Here is an 18,120-nt window from a genome sequence, read left to right as displayed (position 1 = left end):
AGCCTACGGGCGACCGGCGACACCCACCGCACTGTCCACAGCACCGTCCGTGCCGGAGTCGGCACGGTGGTCGGAACCGGCCACGTCGTCGGCGCGGGCCGGCGTGGTGGCCCAGCCCGTGCCTCCAGGCCGGATCCAGCGGACGCCGCCCGCCCAGGCCGGGGTCACACCGCGGAACCGGGGTGCCTCGTGCCCGGCGAACCGGCGGTCCAGCCCCCGCCACCACGCCAGGAACTCGACCATGCCCCAGAACGCGAGCGACGTGACGAGGGTGACGAGGGTCCCCTGCCAGGTGCCGTTCGCGTCGGACGAGGTCAGGTCGACCTTCGACCAGCCGGGCGCCTGCAGCACGAAGATCATGATGTTGTTGAAGGCGTGCTGCAGGACCGTGGCCTCGAGCCCGCCGGTCCGGAGGACGATGATCGCCGCGATCAGGCCGAACGAGCCGACGTCGAGGATGCCCCAGACGTTGTAGCCGTTCGGGATGTGCAGCACCGCGAAGACGACCGTCGAGACCGCCACGGCGATGACCGTGCCGACGCGACGCGGGATCCACGACGCGACGGTCTGCATCAGGAATCCGCGGAAGATGTACTCCTCGGCCGCGCCCTGGAACGGGACGAGCACGACGACGAGGGCGATCGTCAGGGTGAGGGTGCCGAGGGAGACCGTCGACTGGCCGATCGCGTCGTGGTTCCAGGCGAAGCCGCCGTCGGTCGTGATCATCCCCCCGTCCCAGAACAGGCCGGTCTGGACGACGAACATGACCGCGGCGATGACGAGCGTCGGCAGCAGGCACCACGCCGTCCAGGCCCACCGGACCCGGAACCGCGTCGACGACAGGATGCCGGCCGGTCCGATCCGCGCGATCTTCACGGCGAGCAGGACCCCCGGTAGCAGGACCACGAGCGACACCAGGGTCAGCGAGAGGGTCAAGGGATCGGTCGGGTCCAGAGCACCGCTCTGCAGGTCGTCGAGCAGGCCGTAGAGCCCGGACGCGCCCCCGACCGCGGCGACCGGGATGAAGTAGGCGACGGTGATCAGCACCTGCGACACGAGGTACCACCCCGCCAGGAACGCGAGGGCGACGAGCGGCCGCCACCACCTCCAGCGCGCGTCGATCCGGGGCAGGCGCTGGTAGGGAACACTCACGCACCGCAGGGTACCGGCCCGGGCAGGATGGGAGCCGTGCTCACCGTCCTGTTCGGCCTGTCCGGCGCGATCGTCTACGGGTTCGCCGACTTCCTGGGCGGACTCGCCTCGCGCCGGGTCCGCCCGGTCGTCGTCACGGCGGCGGCCGCCGCGATCGGGATCGTGCCGCTGCTCGTCGGACTGGTGGTCCTCGGCGGCGTGTTCTCGTGGCCGGCCGCGGTCTGGGGTGCGGTTGCCGGCCTCTCCGGCGGTGTCGGGGTGCTGCTGCTCTACGCGGCACTCGCGATCGGCCCGATGAGCGTGCTCTCCCCCGTCACCGCCGTCTTCGCGGCCGTCGTGCCGGTGCTCGTCGCGGTGTTCCGTGGCACGGTGCTGTCACCCGTGGCCACCGGCGCGCTCGTGGTCGCGGTCGTCGCGGTGGTCCTGGTCGCGGTGGTCCGGGACGCCTCGGGCGCACGGCTCACCGCTCGGGGCGTGGTCGCGGCCGCCGTCGCCGGGTGCGGCTTCGGCGGGATCGTGCTGGCCTACGACATGACGCCGTCCGACTCGGGCATCGCACCCCTCGTGGTCGCGCGGGTGCTGCAGGCGGTGCTGCTGGGTGCGGCGGCGATCGTCGTCGTACTCCGGATGGGAGGCCCGGTGTCCGCCCCGACGTCGGCCCGCCCCGACGGGGCTGCCGTGACCCCCGGGCGTCGGCCGGGTCGCGGATGGGGTCCGCGGCTGCTGGTCACCGTGGCCGTGTGCGGCGTCTTCGACGCGATGGCGAACGTGTTCATCCAGGCGGGGCTGCACAGCAGCGACGATCCGGCGACCCTGCCCGTCGTGAGTGTGCTCAACGCGCTCTACCCGATCGGCACGGTGGTGCTGGCCGGGGTGGTGCTGCGGGAGCGGTTGACCGCGCAGCAGTGGATCGGCATCGTGCTGGCGTTCGTCGCGTCGGTGGCGCTGGCGTTGGCGTAGCGCGCGGTCAGGCGTCGGGGATGAGGCGCTTGCCGAGCGAGACCGTGCGGTCGTCGGTGTAGCCGAGGGACGCGTAGAACCCGAGCACCTGCTCGTTGCCCGCACGCACCTGCAGGTTGAGCTTCGGGCAACCGAGGTCGGTCAGGAGCCGCTCGAACTCGGCCATCAGGGTGCGACCGAGGCCGGAGCCCTGCAGGTCGGGGCGCACGGCGAGGTAGTTCACCCAGCCGCGGTGCCCGTCGAAGCCGGCCATGCCCGCGGCGACCACGCCGGCTTCGGCGGTGTCGGTGTCGGTGTCGGTGTCGGTGTCGTCACCGTCGGTGGCGTCCGGCTCGGCGACCAGGAAGAGTTCGGGCTGAACGGTCAGCTTGCGCGCGATGTCACGTCGGGGGTCGTTCCAGGGTCGGACGAGCCCGCAGGATTCCCACAGGGCGACGACCGCGTCGGTGTCCTCGGTGCGGAAGGGGCGGATCCGGTACTCCATGCCCCCACGTTAACGGGGGTGGGGAGAACGTCGTCACCGGCCTGTCGTCGTGATCTGATAGACCTGTCCGACCACCCAGCCGATCAGGAGCCCCGTGACCGCACACGACACCATCCCGTCGCGCCGCAGCGCACGGGACGACGAAGCCGGCTCGCGGTCCCGGCGTTCCCCGCGCAGACGCCAGACGGTCGGCGGCGCGATCGTCTCGCTCATCGCCGAGTTGCTCATCATCGCGGGCGCCGGCACCGGCCTGTACGTGGTGTGGACGGCATGGTGGACCGACGTGGTCGCCGTGAACGAGCAGACGAAGCTCGTGCAGGGCCTCGACCAGGTCAAGACCCCGAAGGTCGAGGGCACCGAGCACCGCGGCACCGCACCCGTGCTGGACGAACCGCCGGCGCTGTCGGACGTGTTCGGGACGATGCAGATCCCCCGGTTCGGCAACGACTACAACCGGCCGATCGGCGAGGGCACGGATCGTGAGAAGGTCCTCAACACCATCGGGCTCGGGCACTACCAGGGCACCGCGATGCCCGGCGCCCCCGGCAACTTCGCCGTCGCCGGACACCGGGTCACCTACGGCAAGCCCCTCAACCAGATCGCGGAGCTGCAGAAGGGCGACTCGGTCGTGGTCCGGGTCACCGACGCGAAGACGAAGTTCGACGTCTGGTACGTCTACAAGGTCACCGACAGCCAGATCGTCACGCCCGACAAGATCGAGACGATCGCGCCGGTGCCGAACAAGCCCGGCGTGGAACCGACCGCCCAGGACCGCTGGCTCACGCTGACCGCCTGCCACCCGATGTGGTCGGCGGCGGAGCGGTACGTGACGCACGCGAAGCTCGACTACTGGATGCCCGCGTCCGAGGGCACCCCGAAGGAACTCTCGGAGACGGCCAAGTGATCTTCCCCCTGGTCTGGCGGCTGCTGCCCGGCCCCACTGTCCTGAAGGTGCTCGAGCTGCTGGTCCTGCTCGCAGCGATCGTGTTCGTGCTGTTCCAGTGGGTGTTCCCGTGGATCGCGGCGGACATCCTGCCGCCGCCGGACGGTACGGTGGGGGCCACGCCGACCCCGTAGCGCCTGGTCAGGTCAGGTCAGGTCAGGTCTGGTCAGACCGTCGTCGTCACCCGCGACCCGCCGGTCGGGGTGCGGCGCACGGCGATCCGCTCCGGGATCCGCTGCTTGAGTTCCTCGACGTGGCTGACGATCCCGACCTGTCGCCCGCCCGCGGTCAGTCGGGACAGCTGTCCGATGACGTCGTCGAGGGTCTCGGGGTCGAGCGTGCCGAACCCCTCGTCGACGAAGAGCGTGCCGAGCGAGACCCCGCCGGCCTCGGCCTGCACGACGTCGGCCAGCCCGAGCGCCAGGCACAGTGACACGGTGAACGTCTCGCCGCCCGACAGGCTGCGGGGGTCACGGACGGTGTCGGTCGTGTGGTCGTGCACGGCGAGGGCGAGCCCCGTCCGTCGTGACCGTGACCCGGACTCCCGTTCGTCGGAGGTCTCGAGGGTGAAGCGTCCGGCGAGCATGCCGCGCAACCGGTCGTTCGCCGCCGCCACGACGTCCTCGAAGCGCCGCATGAGCACGTAGGTGCCGAGCGTGATGCCGGTCGGGTTGACCGATGCCACGCCGTTCGCGACGTCGGCGAGGCGGACGACGGCGCGGCTGCGGGCCGAGGTCTCCTGTCGCGCACGGACGGTGCGGTGGACCTCGGTCGCACACTGCTCGACGGCCTCGGCGCGGTGCGCTGCGGTCACCGCGAGCCGGGTGGCCTCGTCGAGCTCGGCCGTCGCGCGGACCCGTTCGGCCTGCGCCGCCGGCACGTCGAGCTGCTCCGGATCGTCGTCGGCGGCCTGCACCACCGCGGGGTCCTCGAGCCCTGCCCGCACGACGGCGCGCTCGGACTCGGCTGCGCTGATGCTGCTGCGGAAGCGCGCGACGGTGTCGGGGTCGAGGAGACCGGCTCGTGCGGCAGCGACGTCGGGGAAGGACTGCTCGTCGAGGACCCGGGCGACCTCGGCGCCGCGCTCGTCGCGGGCGCGGGCCGCGGTGGCCGCGCGGTCGTCGGCCTCGGCGACGGCACGGAGCACCGTCAGCCGCCCGTCGAGTTCGTCGACCACGGCGTGGAGCGAGACAGGCGAGCGGTCGTCGTCGCTGTCGAGCAGTGCTGCGAGCCGCTCGATCGCGTCGTGCACCGATCGCAGGTCGGCCTCGAGCCGCTCGGCATCGGAGGCCGCGGTCGACGCGAGCACCGTGCGCCGGGCGTCGAGGTCGTTCCGCTCACGCTCGAGCGCCCGGGTCGCGGTGTCGTGCGCCGTCCGCTCGCGCTCGTGCTCCAGCACCAGCGCCGCAGCCTCGTGCGCCGCTCGGACCCGCTCGGCGGCGGCCACCGCCATGGCGTCGAGGGCGACGGTGTCGACCGTGCCGACGACGGCGGTCAGCCGGAGGTGCTCCGCACGGTCGACGGCCAGGTCGGCCGCGGCGTCGGCGAGCTGCTGGTCGGCCAGACGCGTGGCGTCGCCCGCGGACTCCACCGCCTGGATCGTCGGGTGGTCGTCCTGCGGCGCGGCCACCGACGGGTGCGCCGTCGATCCGCACACCGGGCAGGGGTCGCCGGGAGCCAGCGCGGCACCGAGCTCCCCGGCGAGCCCGGCGATCCGGCGCTCGCGCAGGGAGCGTTCGGCATCGAGCGCCTCGGTGGCCCGACGGCGGGCACCGGCCACGACGCGTTCGGCATCGGCGACGCGCCGCTCGGCGCGGTCGCGCGCGGCCAGGTCGGCGCGGAGCGACTGCACCCGGGCGACCTCGTGCGCGGCGGCGTCGGCGTCGGCAGCGGTCGTCGAGGCGGTCCGGGCGGCCTCGACGATCCGTGCTCGTTCCGACGGCCGGGATTCGAGCGCGGTGTCGAGGGCGGTGAGGTCGTCGGTGAGCCGCGATGCCGTCGTGGTGGCCTCGGCGATCGCGGTGCGCCTGGCATCCGCTTCGGCCTCGACCGCGACGAGGTGCCGGACGTCGGACAGGGCGTCGGTCAGCGTGTCGCGGCGCCGGGCGATCTGCTGTGCGTCGACGGCGCGGAGCGCGTGCTGGTCGCGCAACCGGGCTGCTGCCGCGGCGGTGTCGTCGGCCCGCACGGTCGCGGCGTCGAGGCCGTCGGCCACCGCGGCGACCCGGGCGGCACGCTCGGCCGTCGCGACCGCTGCTCGTGCCTGCTCGATCGCCGGGGCGTCGTCGTCGAGGAGCGCCCGCCGCCGCAGCAGCGCCGCTCGTCGCTCGAGGGCGGCCGCACGGGCCGCGACCGATCGTTCGTGGTCGGTCGCCACCGTCGCAGCGGCAGCCGCAGCCGTTCGGGCTGCCCCGGCGGCGTCGGCCGTGGCGCGGAGGGCCGCCACCGTACCGAGGACGACGGACTCGTCGGCCTCGGCGAGGTCGGCCGCCTGCGCGAACCGGGCCAGGGCGTCACGGACGCGGTCGTCGGCCCCCTCGACCTCGGCCTGCACGGCTCGGCGGCGAGCGGCGAGCTCGTCGGCGGTGCGGTCGTAGACCTGGGTGCCGAACAACGACTGCAGGAGCTTCCGGCGGTCTTCACCCGGGGAGCGGAGGAACCGTGCGAACTCGCCCTGGGGCAGCACCACGGTCTGCAGGAACTGCGCGCGGTCGAGCCCGACGATCCGGGCGATCTCGACCCCGACCTCGGGGATGCGGGACGACAGGGGTTCGCCGGCGACGTCGGTGGGCGCGGCGAGTCGGAACAGCTGCACGGACGCCTGCTGCTTCACCGTGCCGGTCCCCCGCTGCTTCGGGCGGTCGTACTGCGGGGTTCGCCGGACCCGGAACACGCCTGCACCGGTCTCGAACACGAGCTCGACGAACGGTTCGACCGCGGGGTCGGCGTGCTGGCTGTGCAGCCGGTCGGAGCTGGCGTCGGAACCGGCCAGTCCGCCGTACAGGGCGAACACGACGGCGTCGATGATCGTCGACTTGCCGGAACCGGTCGGCCCCTCGAGCAGGAAGACCCCGGACGCGGCCAGCGCTGCGAAGTCGATCGTCACGAGGTCGGGGTACGGCCCGATGGCGCGCAGTTCGAGTCGGTGCAGGTACATCAGCGGTCCCCCTCACGCTGCAGGGCGAGCACCGCGGCCTCGTACGCCTCGGTCAGCACCGCGCGTTCGTCGTCGTCGGGCAGCCCGCCGGTGGCGAAGGCCACGAAGTCGCCGGCGACCTCGACCGGGTCGGACGTCGCGGTGACGGCCCGCGCGGCGGTGGCGGCCGGCCGGTCCGCCGGTTCGTGCGTGATCGCCAGGGCGTGCGGGAAGTGGTCCTTCACGCGGGCGTACATGCGTTCCGGGTGCACGGTGTCGGTCACCGCGACGCGGACCCAGGCGTCGGCATCGGCCCGGAACTCCCCGGACTCGATGGCGTCGATGCTGCCCCGGACGTCGACGAGCCGCCGTGGCACCGGGGTCGGCACGAGCTCGACGGTGACGGCACCCGCCGCGTCGAGGTCGGCGATGGTCACGGACTTCCGCTGGTGCCGCTCGCCGAACGAGAACGCCAGCGGCGACCCGGCGTACCGGATCCGGTCGTCGTCGCCGACGCGCTGCGGGCCGTGCAGGTGCCCGAGGGCGACGTAGTCGAACCCGTCGAACACCGACTCGGCGACGCGGTCGACACCGCCGACGCGGATGTCCTGTTCGCTGTCGCTCGGGTCGGCGCCCCCGACGAAGGCGTGCGCGACGACGACGCTCCGGGTGCCGGCCCGCGTCTCGAGGTCGGCGCGGATCCGTTCGGTGGCGGCGTGCACGACGGCGTGGTGCGAGCGGGCGAGGGGCTCGTCGGGGACCGCCGCCAGGGCGTACCGCGTGAGGTCGGGGTGCAGGTACGGGATGCCGTACACGGCCACCGGGCCGTCGTCGTCGGTGACGAGCACCGGATCGGCCACGTGTGCGGGCTCGGCGAGGATGCGTACGCGCTGCCCCATCACGCCGGCCCCGAAGCCGAGCCGCGCGGCCGAGTCGTGGTTGCCCGGCGTGAGGACCACCGTCGTGATCTCGGCAAGGCGTTCCAGCGCGCGGGAGAGCATGCGGACGGCGTCCACCGGCGGGATCGCACGGTCGTAGACGTCGCCGGCGATGACGACGAGGTCGACCGCGCGCTCGCGGGCGAGGTCGACGAGCCAGTCGGTGAACGCCGCCTGGTGCTCGAGCAGGTCGGCACCCAGCAGTGTGCGGCCGAGGTGCCAGTCGCCGGTGTGCAGGATGCGCATGCGGCCACGGTAACGCCGGCCGGGGACATCCCCGGGCACCTCGCGGTGCCCTGTGGAGGACTCAGGCGGTCACGCAGCTCGCGGACGCCAGGCCCAGCACCGAGACGACCTTGACCCTGACCGTCGGTGTGCTCAGAGCGGTCCAGTTGTTGCCGAGGTTCGTGCGGAGGCGCAGCTCGTACGTCGTGCCGAGGTTGAGGAGTCCGGCGCCGGCGTATGGCATCGAACGGGCCCCGGCGGTGGTCGTGCTGGCCACCTGCATCGTCCCGTTCATCAGGTCGAACGACACCGGCACAATCGCGCCGTTGTCGTAGGTCCAGGCGATCGTCACCGTGTTCGACCCCGCCGGGGCGCAGGTGAGGGTGGGGACACCGGTCGCCGTGCCCGCCGTGAAGGTCGCGGTCGGTGCGACGGTGGTCCGTGACCACGGGGCCGCGTCCGCCGCTCCGGGCAGCAGGACGCCGGCCGCCGCCGCGAGCACGAGCACCGCGGCGCCCCCGCCGACGCGGCGCAGCCGCCGCACGCGACGTGCTCGTCGACGCAGCGCGCGACGGGTGAGGACGCTGGACGCAGCGGTCGGGAGGCTCGTGGCGGCGCCGTTCCGCGCCTCCAGGCCGTCGTCGGCACCGTCTGCCGGACCGGCGGCGTCGTCCGGACCGGCGGCGTCGTCCGGACCGGCCGCGTCGTCCGGACCACCGGCCGCGCCGTCGGTGTCGTCGTCGGCCTCGACGAGTCGCCGGAGCGACCCGTCGATCGTGCAGAGCGCGAGCACCGCGGTCAGGCCGAGCGCGAGCATCGCGACCAGGCCCCACTCCCCGGCGCTGATCCACCGGATCGGTGTCCCGATGAACGGGATGCGCAGGAAGGCGACCCCGTGCACGGCGGAGCGCTCGATCGGCGTGGAGTCCTGCTGGGGGTTGGCGTCGCCCTTCGTGACCATCGTGCCGCGGGGGCCGTCCTCGACGTAGCGGTGCATGCGCAGGTGGTCCGGCTGGTCCGGGTCGTCGGCGAGCAGGACCTTGCCCGTCGAGATCTCGCCCGAACCGACCGGACGCGAGACGACCACGTCACCGGGGACGATCCGCGGCTCCATCGAGCCCGTCATCACGGTGGTCGGCTGCCAGCCGATGAGCGCCGGCGCGGCCGCCCAGAGCGCGAGCCCGAGCAGCGTCGCGACCACGCCCCGGGCGAGGGTGGCGACGACGACGCGCCCCCAGTCGACGGCGTCACGGACCGCTGCGTGCGGTGCGGGACCACCGTGCACTGCGATGCTGCTCATGACTGCCTTCGACCGGGGGCGCGTTGCGGGGAGGGAACGGACGGGGCTGGTTCGGCCCCGGTCCCGGCTCAGCTGTTCTGGGCCTCCCAGGTGAAGCCGAGGGCTGCGGTGCCGCCCTGCACGGTGTTCGGAGCGGTGCTCGAGACCGTGTAGCTGACGCGGTAGACGCGCGTCTCGGACGCGGTGCCGGTCGGGGCCCAGCTGCCGACGCCGGTCGCGTAGTTGGTCGAGGCGGCGCCGAAGCCCGCGACGGTGCCGCTGTAGAGCGAGCCGCCGGTGGCGGCCGGGGTGAAGCCGGAGCAGGAGCCGAAGCCGCCGCCGGTGCCCTGCTCGATGGTCAGGTTGACGTTCGCGGCCAGGTCCTTCGTGGTCGAGACGTTCGTGCCGTAGAGCTTGACGGCCGAGGGCAGCGAACCGGTCGAGGTCACCGCGATGCAGTTCGCACCGGCCGAGCCGGGCTTCAGGTTGTTCGCCGTGAACAGCGCGGTGTTGTTGTCGTCGTCGGACAGGGCGACACTGCCGGCCGTCCAGTTGTTCGTCGGGTTGATGGTGGTCGAGGAGAACGCCGCGTACGAGGCCGTCGAGACGACGACCCCCGAGGCGACGAGGGCGGCGGGGATGGCGATCCAGGCGGCGAGGCGGGCAGCACGAGGCGTGACACGAGACATGGTTGGACTCCGTGAGGAAGAGATCTGATCGGTGGTTCGGACGGGCCCGCGGTGGTTGGTCGCGCTACGTGCCGAGGTGGTACGACGATCAAGCTACTTGGCGTTCAAGCAGCTCACAAGACCTGAGATGTCCCCACTGATGGGGGTATCTTGACGAGTGAGTTACTTGTTGACTGAAGTTCCCACCCTGTACCCGAGAAGAGCTCCCATGACGGACACCGACCCGGTCGTCCTCCCCCCGCATGCACCCGCCGTCCCCGCGGCGCGCGTCGCCCCCACGACGCCGCCGGCACCGATGTCGCCCGACGTCACGGCGCTCGACCCCGTCACCGCCGACACGGACCCCGACGCCGACCTGCCGCGACTGCTCACCGCCTTCCGGGTGCTCCAGATGCAGCACGCACGGGTCCTGCACCACGAGAGCACGATCCGCGGGCTGAACGCCACGGACACCCGCTTCGTGTTCTTCCTCAGCGCCGCCGGCGGCCACGGCGTGACCCCGAAGCAGGCCGGCGAGTACCTCGAGCTCACCACCGGGGCGATGACGTCGCTGATCGACCGACTCGAGAAGCACGGACACCTGGAACGTCGCCCGAACCCGGAGGACCGCCGGAGCGTGCTCCTGCACCTCACGCCGTCGGGCACGGCGGTCGCCCGCGAGGTCGGCGCCGTCTACTCCGACGCGTTCCGGCAGGTCGTCGCACCGTCCGACCGCGCCGTGGTCGCGGCCGCGTTCGAGGGGCTCGGTGCCGCCCTGGAGCGCCACCACCGCAGCACCGCCGTGTGACAGCGGGTGTCACGGCCCGCGCGTAGCGTGAGCGCCATGACCCCCTCTGAACTCCTCACCGAAGCGTTCTCCCGCGTCCCCGAGACGGTCGAGCGGGCCGTCGACGGGCTCTCCGAAGACCAGCTCGCGGCACGGCCGGCCGCCGGGGCGAACACCCTCGCGTGGCTCGCGTGGCACATCGCCCGCGGCCAGGACGTGCAGATCGCCGAGCTCGCCGGCTCCGAGCAGGTCTGGACGGCGGACGGCTGGTACGACCGGTTCGGGCTGCCGTTCCCGGCCGAGGCGCTCGGGTACGGCATGTCCCGCGACGACGTCGGGCGGGTGCGGGCCTCCGCCGAGCTGCTCACCGGGTACCTGCGCGCCGCGCACGAGCGCACGGTCGCGTACCTCGGCACGCTCGGTCCGGACGACCTCGACCCCGTCGTCGACGATGCGTGGGACCCGCCCGTCACGGCCGGCGCGCGACTCGTGAGCATCCTGGACGACTGCACGCAGCACGCCGGACAGGCCGGCTTCGTGCGCGGGCTGCTGTTCTTCAACCGCTGAGCGCGCGCGGCCGCGGTCGCGCCGCCGCTTCGTGAGCAGGAATGGTCGGGTCCGACGTCGCGACCCGACCATCGGTGCTCACCATGTGACGGACGGGAGGCCCGGTACCAGCTGGTACCGGGCCTCCCGTCCGTCACAAGGTGGGTCAGACCCCGGTGGCGCGGATCAGTGACGCCCCGCGGACAGCGCGTCGGCCAGGTGCGGGAGCTCGGTGCGGAACGACCACTGCACGGTGTTCCAGTCGTGTCCGCTCCCCGGGGCGAACGCGACGCTGGTGTCCGCGCCCGCTGCCCGTGCAGCGTCGGCGAGGACGCGAGCGTTGCGGCTGAACGCCCCGTCTGCCGACCCCGCGGTGAACCAGAACGCGTGCCCGTGCAGGTCGTCCGCCCGCATCTGCGCGATCGGACCGGCGGCCTTCCACGCGGTGATCGATCCGCCGAAGGCCCGGTCGGCGCTGTGCTGCGGGTTCTGGTCGATGGGCTGCAGCTCGCTGGACACCGCGAGCACGGCCCCGAACCGGTCGGGGTGCGCGGTGGCGAACTGCATCGCGCAGGTCGCCCCCTGCGAGAAGCCGGCGAGGCCCCACGCACGGCGGTCCGGGGTCACCGGGAGGTGCGCCGTCAGCCAGCGGGGCACGTCCTCGGTGACGTAGGTCGCTGCGTTGCCGAGGTCCGAATCGACGCACATCGTGTTCAGGCCGGGCGCGGAGAGCTGGTCGACGGAGACGACGATCGGCGCTCGGCCGTGGTGGGCTGCGGCGTACCCGTCGAGTGCGCTGCCCATCCGGCCGGCGGTGAACAGGTCGCTCGGAGCCCCCGGTTGGCCGGAGAAGGCGAGGACGACGGGCAGCGGCGCCGGATCCCTGACCAGGGCAGCGGGCGGGAGGTAGACGACGGCGGGCCGTGCGGGGAACCCCGATCGCTCCCCGGGGATCTCGACGGTGCGGACCTCGCCGGTCGTGGGCATGGTGGCGACGGGGGCTGCGGCGAGGTCGAGCTCCGGGAACGGGTCCGTCTGCACGACGGTGCCGAGCGTCGGGTACATCGCGAACTCGACGTTCACCCCGAGGGCGGACGCGAGCAGCGCGGTCGGCACGAGCAGCCCGGCGAGGACGCGGCGCCAGCGACGGCCCTGCACGAGTCCGACGACCGCCAGGGCCAGTGCAGCTGCGGCAACGACGAACCACATCCGGGTGACGGGGCTCAGCGCGACGCCGAACAGGTTCATCAGATCGCTGAGGACCCAGCACACGAGCAGCACCACCGCGGCGGCGACCACCGCGACGGCAGCGCGGACCCCGGCCCGTCGCCACGCGACGCGCGAACGCAGCGCCCCGAGCGCCGGCAGCAGGACGGCGAGACCGAGCACGGCGAACGCCACGTCCAGCGGGACGAGCTTGGACGGCGCCTGCAGCTGGGTGGCGAGCAGCCACTCGGTCGGACTCACTGCTCGGACACCACCCGCGTCGGAGCGGGCTCGCGCACGACCGAGCGGTGTGCCTGCCGCAGTGCCCAGAGGTGCTTCGGACGGAGGCCCGGTACGTACGCGCCGGCCAGGGCACGTGCGACCCGCGGCACGTGCAACGGCGTGGGGACCACGATCCAGAGCGCCTCGTGTCGGGCGCCGAACTTCTCCTTGAAGCGCTGGAGCGACCGGAACCCGTACACCGGCTCGAGGAGCCGGGCGACGAGGACCGATCCGAAGGACACGAGTGACGGTGCGCCGTCGTGGGCGGCGAGCGGCGTGCCGGAGAGGCTGATCATCCGCAGGCCTGCGTCGTGTGCCCGGATCGCGGTCCGGGCGATGAGGAACTCCATGACGCCCGGCATGCCGTCGTCGCCGCGGCGCATGACGTCGAGCGTGTAGCCGGCCAGCACGCCGTGCTCGTACACGGGCAGCCAACTCGTGACCGCGGTCACCTGCCCGTCGGCCGTCACCGCCAGCATGAGTCGGACGTCGGGGTCGTCGAGCTCGTGGAAGCCGCCCAGGGTGAACCCCATCTCCGGCAGTCTCCGGTCGCTCGCCCACCGCGTGCAGATCGCCTCGACCTCGGCACGGTGTTCGTCAGCCAGGGCGTCGAAGGTCGTCCACTCGTCGCGGACCCCCTCACGGTCCGCCCGGTTCGAGGCCGTCCGGAGGTCCTGCCGCTTCTTGCCGCGCAGGTCGAAGGTGGCGACGTCCAGCACCGACTCGACTCCCACGGGCAGCGCGGTCCACCCGTCGGCGGCGAGGATCTGCCGCACCGGGTCGTGCACGCTCGTGAACGCGGGCACCCAGCCGTTGCGGTCGCAGAAGGCCGTGAACGCGGACACGACCTCGGCGCGGTCCGCAGCGCTGCACGCCGGGTCCGACACGGTGAGTGCCACGTCCCCGCGGACCCGGTACGCCACGGCCCCACGTCCGTCCGGGTCCGTCCAGGTGGCGTTGCCGCGCCAGGTGCCCATGTGGCCGAGGGTTCCGGCATCGCCGTCGCGGAGCATCTCGACCAGGGCACCGCGGCCGTCGGTGGCGGCACGGAACCGCGAGCGGACGAGGCGTCCGCGGAGCGCCAGGACCGCCAGCAGCACCATCGCCGGCACGAGCCACGCGCCGAGCAGTGTGACCTGCCACTCGATCGCGTCCAGCCCGAGACCGCGCCACTGCACGGCGTCGTCGGTCATCGGTTCGATGAGGAACACATCGGCGAGGACGGCGGTCAGCGTCACGAGCACGCCGACGGCGAGCACGATGCCCGTCCGCCGGCCACGCTGCACGAGCCAGGCGGACACCAGCAGGAGGAGCCCGACGATGACGACCGCACGGTCGCTCATGGCGTCGGCGAACACCGAGAGCACGCCGTCCGGGTCCGGCACGACCGGGGTCACCAAGGTGCCCGCGCCGAGCGCGATGAGCGTCGCGACGACGCAGGTGCGTGCGCTGACGGTGTCACGCGCGGTCGGCGCGTCGCGACCGGAGGCCCGGCGCACCACGAACGAACCGGCTGCGGTGCCGAGCAGCGTCGCCAGGGCACGGGCGAGGTCCGATCCGTGGCCGGCGAAGAGCACGAGCGTGAGGACGACGGTCCAGAGCGCGGCTCGCGTACGCCACCGGTGCTGCGCGGGCATCGCTGCCGAAGCGGCACCGAGCAAGGCGGCGGCGACGATCGACGGGGCGAAGAGCGGCTGGCCGACCGCGAGTTCGGCGTGTGCCTCGCCGAGCGCTGACCCGATGCTGACGGTGAGCAGGGCTCCGAGGACGCCGAGCGCCGGGGCCACCACGCCGATGACCACCGTGCGGACGGAACCGAGGGACCGTTCGGCGAGCACCGTCGTCACGATCACGAGGACCATGGCGAGGCACGCGACGGGCGGGTGGTGCGGGAAGTCGGGCTCGGCGTGAGCGATCCGCGCGGTCACGAGGAGCGCGGTCGTCGCTGCGGCCACGGAGACGGAGACGGGGAACCGGCGGAGTCGTCCGACGAGCGCTGCGGGTGTCACGTGATCATTGCAGCGGTCCTGCTCGCCCGTGTCATCAGCCGGGGGCATGAGCACGGCGGCTCTGGGTCCTCCGAGAGGATGACCCGGGCGCAAGTGCGGTCTTCGGTCGCACCGTGTGACGGACGGGAGGCCCGGTACCAGCTGGTACCGGGCCTCCTGTCCGTCGTGGGGTCGCGACTAGCGCGCGGCGAGCTCCGACACGATGCCGTCACCGGGTGCGGCCTGCACCAGGTCCGCCTCGATCTCGGCGCGCTCGAGGATGCCCTCGATCTTGCGGATGCGGCCACGCGGGACGATGGTCACGACCGTGCCCTCCTTGCCGGCACGACCCGTGCGGCCGGAGCGGTGCATGTACGCCTTGTAGTCGTCCGGGGCGTCGGCCTGCACGACGAGCGAGACGTCGTCGACGTGGATGCCGCGGGCGGCGACGTCGGTGGCGACGAGCACGTTGACGCGGCCGCTCGTGAGCAGCTGCAGGTTGCGCGTGCGACGCGACTGGTTCAGGTCACCGTGGAGCGAGGTCGCGCGGATGCCGGCGTCCTCGAACTGGTCGGCCAGACGCTCGGCGTAGGCGCGGGTCCGGGCGAAGACGATGGTCTTGCCGTCGCCGGCGACCAGCTCCTCGAGGAGACGGTCCTTCTCGCGCTGCTCGACAACGAGGACACGGTGGTCGATGGTCGAGGACGCCTGGTCCTCACCCGCGACCTCGTGCACGCTCGGCTCGTGCAGGAACTGCTCGACGAGCGCCGCGACCTGGGTGTCGAGCGTCGCGCTGAACAGCAGCTTCTGCGCGCGGTTGCCCTGCGGGGTGACCTCGGCCGTGGCAGAGAGGATCTCCTGCACCGGCTCGAGGAACCCGAGGTCGCACATGTGGTCGGCCTCGTCGAGCACGGAGATGATGACCTCGCTGAGGTCGAGCTTCCCCTTGTTCATGAGGTCCTGCACACGACCGGGGGTGCCGACGATGATGTCGACGCCGCGCTCGAGCGCGCCCTCCTGACGGCCGTAGGGCACGCCGCCGTAGATCTGCGTCGTGAACAGGCCGACCGAACGGGCGATGGGCTGCACCGTGCGGTCGATCTGCAGGGCGAGCTCACGGGTCGGCGCGAGGATGAGCGCACGCGGGGCGCGGCCCATCTTGCGCTTGGTGCCGCCGCCGTGCTCCATCAGCTTCTCGACCAGCGGCGCACCGAAGGCGATGGTCTTGCCGGAGCCGGTGCGGCCACGACCGAGGACGTCCTTGCCGGCGAGCACGTCGGGGATCGTCGCCGCCTGGATCGGGAACGGGCTCGAGGCGCCGAGCTCCTGCAGGGCGCGGGAGATGTTGCCGCCGATGCCCAGGTCACCGAAGGTCACGCCCTCGACGTCGGCCGCGATGGTGGCCTCGGCCTGGAGCTTCTCGAGCTTGACGTCGTCGGCCGGCACGAACTTGCCGCGCTCGGGCTCGTCGAACGAGCGGCGCGGGGCACGGTCGGTGCGGTCGTCGCGGTCGAACTTGCGCGGGGCGCGGTCGTCACGGTCGAACTTGCGCGGGGCGCGGTCATCGCGATCGAACGAGCGACGCGGGCGGTCGTCGTTGTCACGACGGGGCGCACGGTCGTCGCGGTCGAACGAGCGACGCGGGCGGTCGTCGCGGTCGAAACGACGGGGACGGTCGTCGTTGTCACGACGGGGCGCACGGTCGTCGCGGTTGAAGCTGCGCGGAGCGCGGTCGTCGCGGTTGTAACGACGGGGCGCACGGTCGTCACGGTCGAACGAACGACGCGGACGGTCGTCGTTGTCCCGACGCGGGGCACGGTCATCGCGGTTGAAGCTGCGCGGGGCGCGGTCATCGCGGTCGAAGCGACGGGGCCGGTCATCGTTGTCACGACGGGGCGCGCGGTCGTCACGGTTGAAGCTGCGCGGTGCACGGTCATCGCGGTCGAAACGACGCGGGCGGTCGTCGTTGTCACGACGCGGTGCACGGTCGTCACGATCGAAGCGACGCGGGGCGCTGGGCCCCTGCGAGCCGGTTCCGGCGCGACGCGGAGCCTGCGGAGCGTCGGGACGGCCGTGCGAGTAGGGAGCGTCGCGGTTGTAGCCACGGCCGCCACGGTCGTCGCGGTCGGGGCGCCGCTGGCCGCCGCTGTCACGCGGCTCCCAGTTCGGACGGGCCGGACGCTCGCCCTGCGACGCACGGCCGCGACGCTCCTCGGCGTCCCAGCGCTGCTTCTGGCGCGGCTGCGAGGAGTCGGCGGCGCGGAACCCGCGGTGCTTGCTGCTGCGGGCGGCGGGGGTGCCGTTCGGGTGGCGGACGCGGTCGGAGGCGCGGTTGTCCGCGCCGCCCTTGTTGTACGGGGCCATGGCTGCTTTCTCGGGTGCGCAACGTACCGCAGCGCCCGACAGCGACATCGGCGGGGGCTGCTTGCGGAGAGGGGGTTCATCCCGTCGCGAGTCGACGTGATTCCAGCCCTCGAGCAACACACACCCAGCAGAATTTCCGTGATCACAATGTCACGACGTCGAAGGCCGACCGAGCGAGTCTACGCGAGCCGGTGCCCTGACGCCAGCCCCGCGCGGTCCGGCGGCGGCGTGCCGGGCGCGGGACGGGCCTCCAGGCCGGGGTCGTGCGCTCAGGACTCCGCGAGCCGACGACGCTGCTCGGCGACGTCGAAGTCCGCCTTCGGCCACGACAGGTGCATGTCCTCCAGCGCCCGGAGCAGGAGCTGCTGCACGGCGAGGCGGGCGTACCACTTGCGGTTCGCGGGAACGACGTACCAGGGAGCCTGCGGGGTCGACGTGCGGTCGAGGGCGATCTGGTACGCCTGCTGGTAGCGGTCCCAGAGCAGGCGATCGTCGATGTCGCCCGGGTTGAACTTCCAGTGCTTGTCGGGGCGGTCCAGCCGGTCGCCGAGGCGCTCGCGCTGTTCGTCCTTCGAGATGTGCAGCATGACCTTGACGATGGTCGTGCCGGCGGCGGCGAGGCCGTCCTCGAAGGCGGTGATCGCGCCGTACCGACGTTCGATCTCGTCCGGCGCGGCGAGCCCACGGACCCGCTGGGCGAGCACGTCCTCGTAGTGCGAGCGGTCGAACACGCCGAGCTGCCCGGCTGCGGGCAGCTGCTGCTCGATGCGCCAGAGGAAGTCGTGCTCGCGCTCCTCGGCCGTCGGGGCCTTGAAGCCGGCGTAGTGCACGCCGTTCGGGTCGACCGCACCGACGACGTGCGAGACGATGCCGCCCTTGCCCGCGGTGTCCATCGCCTGCAGCACGAGCAGCACCCGCCGCTCGTCGCCGGCGGTCGACGCCGCGTACAGGCGCTCCTGCAGGGCGGCGAGACGGGAGGCGCCGGCGGCGAGGGCTTCGAGGCCGTCGATCTTGCGGCCGGGGAAGCCCGGGGTGCCGTCCGGGTCCACCTGGTCGAGGCGGAACCCGGGTTCGACGCGGAGCAGTGGTTCGGGATCGGCGTTCCAGGCCTTGCGATTGCTCACGGGTCCTCCTGCGGTGCTCCGGTCGGCGGCTGCCGTGC

The 18,120-nt window shown here is 72.9% G+C and carries 15 protein-coding genes; 5 read left to right on the top strand and 10 right to left on the bottom strand.

What is annotated here, in order from left to right; all coding sequences use genetic code 11:
• Window positions 1-3: 3 nt before the first annotated feature.
• Window positions 4-1,152 carry a CPBP family intramembrane glutamic endopeptidase gene (locus BR70_RS0104320; protein WP_027465059.1) on the bottom strand — a complete coding sequence of 383 codons (1,149 nt, stop codon included), beginning with the start codon at window positions 1,150-1,152 and terminating at the stop codon, window positions 4-6.
• Between the two features lie 36 nt (window positions 1,153-1,188).
• Here BR70_RS0104320 and BR70_RS0104315 point away from each other — a divergent pair, with 36 nt between their 5' ends.
• Window positions 1,189-2,112: an EamA family transporter gene (locus BR70_RS0104315; RefSeq protein ID WP_027465058.1), complete on the top strand. Its 924-nt coding sequence runs from the start codon at window positions 1,189-1,191 to the stop codon at window positions 2,110-2,112.
• A 7-nt stretch (window positions 2,113-2,119) separates the two neighbouring features.
• Here the strand turns inward: BR70_RS0104315 and BR70_RS0104310 are convergent, their stop codons facing one another.
• Entirely contained in the window at window positions 2,120-2,596 is a 477-nt protein-coding gene (locus BR70_RS0104310) for a GNAT family acetyltransferase (protein ID WP_027465057.1), read from the bottom strand.
• A 94-nt stretch (window positions 2,597-2,690) separates the two neighbouring features.
• Here BR70_RS0104310 and BR70_RS0104305 point away from each other — a divergent pair, with 94 nt between their 5' ends.
• The gene (locus BR70_RS0104305; RefSeq protein ID WP_231495642.1) at window positions 2,691-3,500 is read left to right on the top strand and encodes a class E sortase; all 810 of its coding nucleotides are present in this window, start codon (window positions 2,691-2,693) and stop codon (window positions 3,498-3,500) included.
• Window positions 3,497-3,673 (top strand): hypothetical protein, encoded by a 177-nt coding sequence (locus BR70_RS23105; RefSeq protein ID WP_155896771.1) that lies wholly within the window; start codon window positions 3,497-3,499, stop codon window positions 3,671-3,673. Before BR70_RS0104305 ends, BR70_RS23105 begins: the two co-directional genes overlap by 4 nt.
• A gap of 32 nt (window positions 3,674-3,705) precedes the next feature.
• On the opposite strand, the gene BR70_RS0104295 is transcribed toward BR70_RS23105, so the two are convergent.
• From BR70_RS0104295 to BR70_RS0104280, 4 genes are all read right to left on the bottom strand, one after another.
• Window positions 3,706-6,696 (bottom strand): AAA family ATPase, encoded by a 2,991-nt coding sequence (locus BR70_RS0104295; RefSeq protein ID WP_027465055.1) that lies wholly within the window; start codon window positions 6,694-6,696, stop codon window positions 3,706-3,708.
• Entirely contained in the window at window positions 6,696-7,859 is a 1,164-nt protein-coding gene (locus tag BR70_RS0104290) for a metallophosphoesterase family protein (protein WP_027465054.1), read from the bottom strand. Before BR70_RS0104290 ends, BR70_RS0104295 begins: the two co-directional genes overlap by 1 nt.
• Window positions 7,860-7,920: 61 nt before the next feature.
• Window positions 7,921-9,138: a S24/S26 family peptidase gene (locus BR70_RS0104285; protein ID WP_027465053.1), complete on the bottom strand. Its 1,218-nt coding sequence runs from the start codon at window positions 9,136-9,138 to the stop codon at window positions 7,921-7,923.
• A gap of 68 nt (window positions 9,139-9,206) precedes the next feature.
• Complete coding sequence (locus BR70_RS0104280; RefSeq protein ID WP_027465052.1) at window positions 9,207-9,806, bottom strand: hypothetical protein; 600 nt, start codon at window positions 9,804-9,806, stop codon at window positions 9,207-9,209.
• A gap of 208 nt (window positions 9,807-10,014) precedes the next feature.
• Between BR70_RS0104280 and BR70_RS22115 the strand changes: the two genes are divergently transcribed.
• Both BR70_RS22115 and BR70_RS0104270 read left to right on the top strand, forming a co-directional pair.
• Window positions 10,015-10,593: a MarR family winged helix-turn-helix transcriptional regulator gene (locus BR70_RS22115; RefSeq protein ID WP_051596630.1), complete on the top strand. Its 579-nt coding sequence runs from the start codon at window positions 10,015-10,017 to the stop codon at window positions 10,591-10,593.
• A 36-nt stretch (window positions 10,594-10,629) separates the two neighbouring features.
• The gene (locus tag BR70_RS0104270) at window positions 10,630-11,139 is read left to right on the top strand and encodes a mycothiol transferase (RefSeq protein ID WP_027465051.1); all 510 of its coding nucleotides are present in this window, start codon (window positions 10,630-10,632) and stop codon (window positions 11,137-11,139) included.
• A 165-nt stretch (window positions 11,140-11,304) separates the two neighbouring features.
• Here the strand turns inward: BR70_RS0104270 and BR70_RS19510 are convergent, their stop codons facing one another.
• The 4 genes from BR70_RS19510 to BR70_RS0104250 all read right to left on the bottom strand — a co-directional run bounded on the left by BR70_RS19510 (window position 11,305) and on the right by BR70_RS0104250 (window position 18,082).
• A complete protein-coding gene (locus tag BR70_RS19510) occupies window positions 11,305-12,585 on the bottom strand; it encodes an alpha/beta hydrolase (protein WP_051596629.1) in 1,281 nt (426 codons plus the stop codon).
• Window positions 12,582-14,615: a bifunctional lysylphosphatidylglycerol flippase/synthetase MprF gene (locus BR70_RS19505; protein WP_051596628.1), complete on the bottom strand. Its 2,034-nt coding sequence runs from the start codon at window positions 14,613-14,615 to the stop codon at window positions 12,582-12,584. The genes BR70_RS19510 and BR70_RS19505 overlap by 4 nt, the downstream gene beginning before the upstream one ends.
• Window positions 14,616-14,792: 177 nt before the next feature.
• Window positions 14,793-16,958 (bottom strand): DEAD/DEAH box helicase, encoded by a 2,166-nt coding sequence (locus BR70_RS0104255; protein ID WP_027465050.1) that lies wholly within the window; start codon window positions 16,956-16,958, stop codon window positions 14,793-14,795.
• Window positions 16,959-17,227: 269 nt separating this feature from the next.
• Entirely contained in the window at window positions 17,228-18,082 is an 855-nt protein-coding gene (locus BR70_RS0104250; protein WP_027465049.1) for a polyphosphate kinase 2 family protein, read from the bottom strand.
• Window positions 18,083-18,120 lie beyond the last annotated feature (38 nt).

Source organism: Curtobacterium sp. UNCCL17 (assembly GCF_000686685.1).
Classification (GTDB): domain Bacteria; phylum Actinomycetota; class Actinomycetes; order Actinomycetales; family Microbacteriaceae; genus Curtobacterium; species Curtobacterium flaccumfaciens.
Note: the sequence above shows the minus strand (reverse complement) of the source record. Positions and strands in the feature narration are given on the sequence as shown.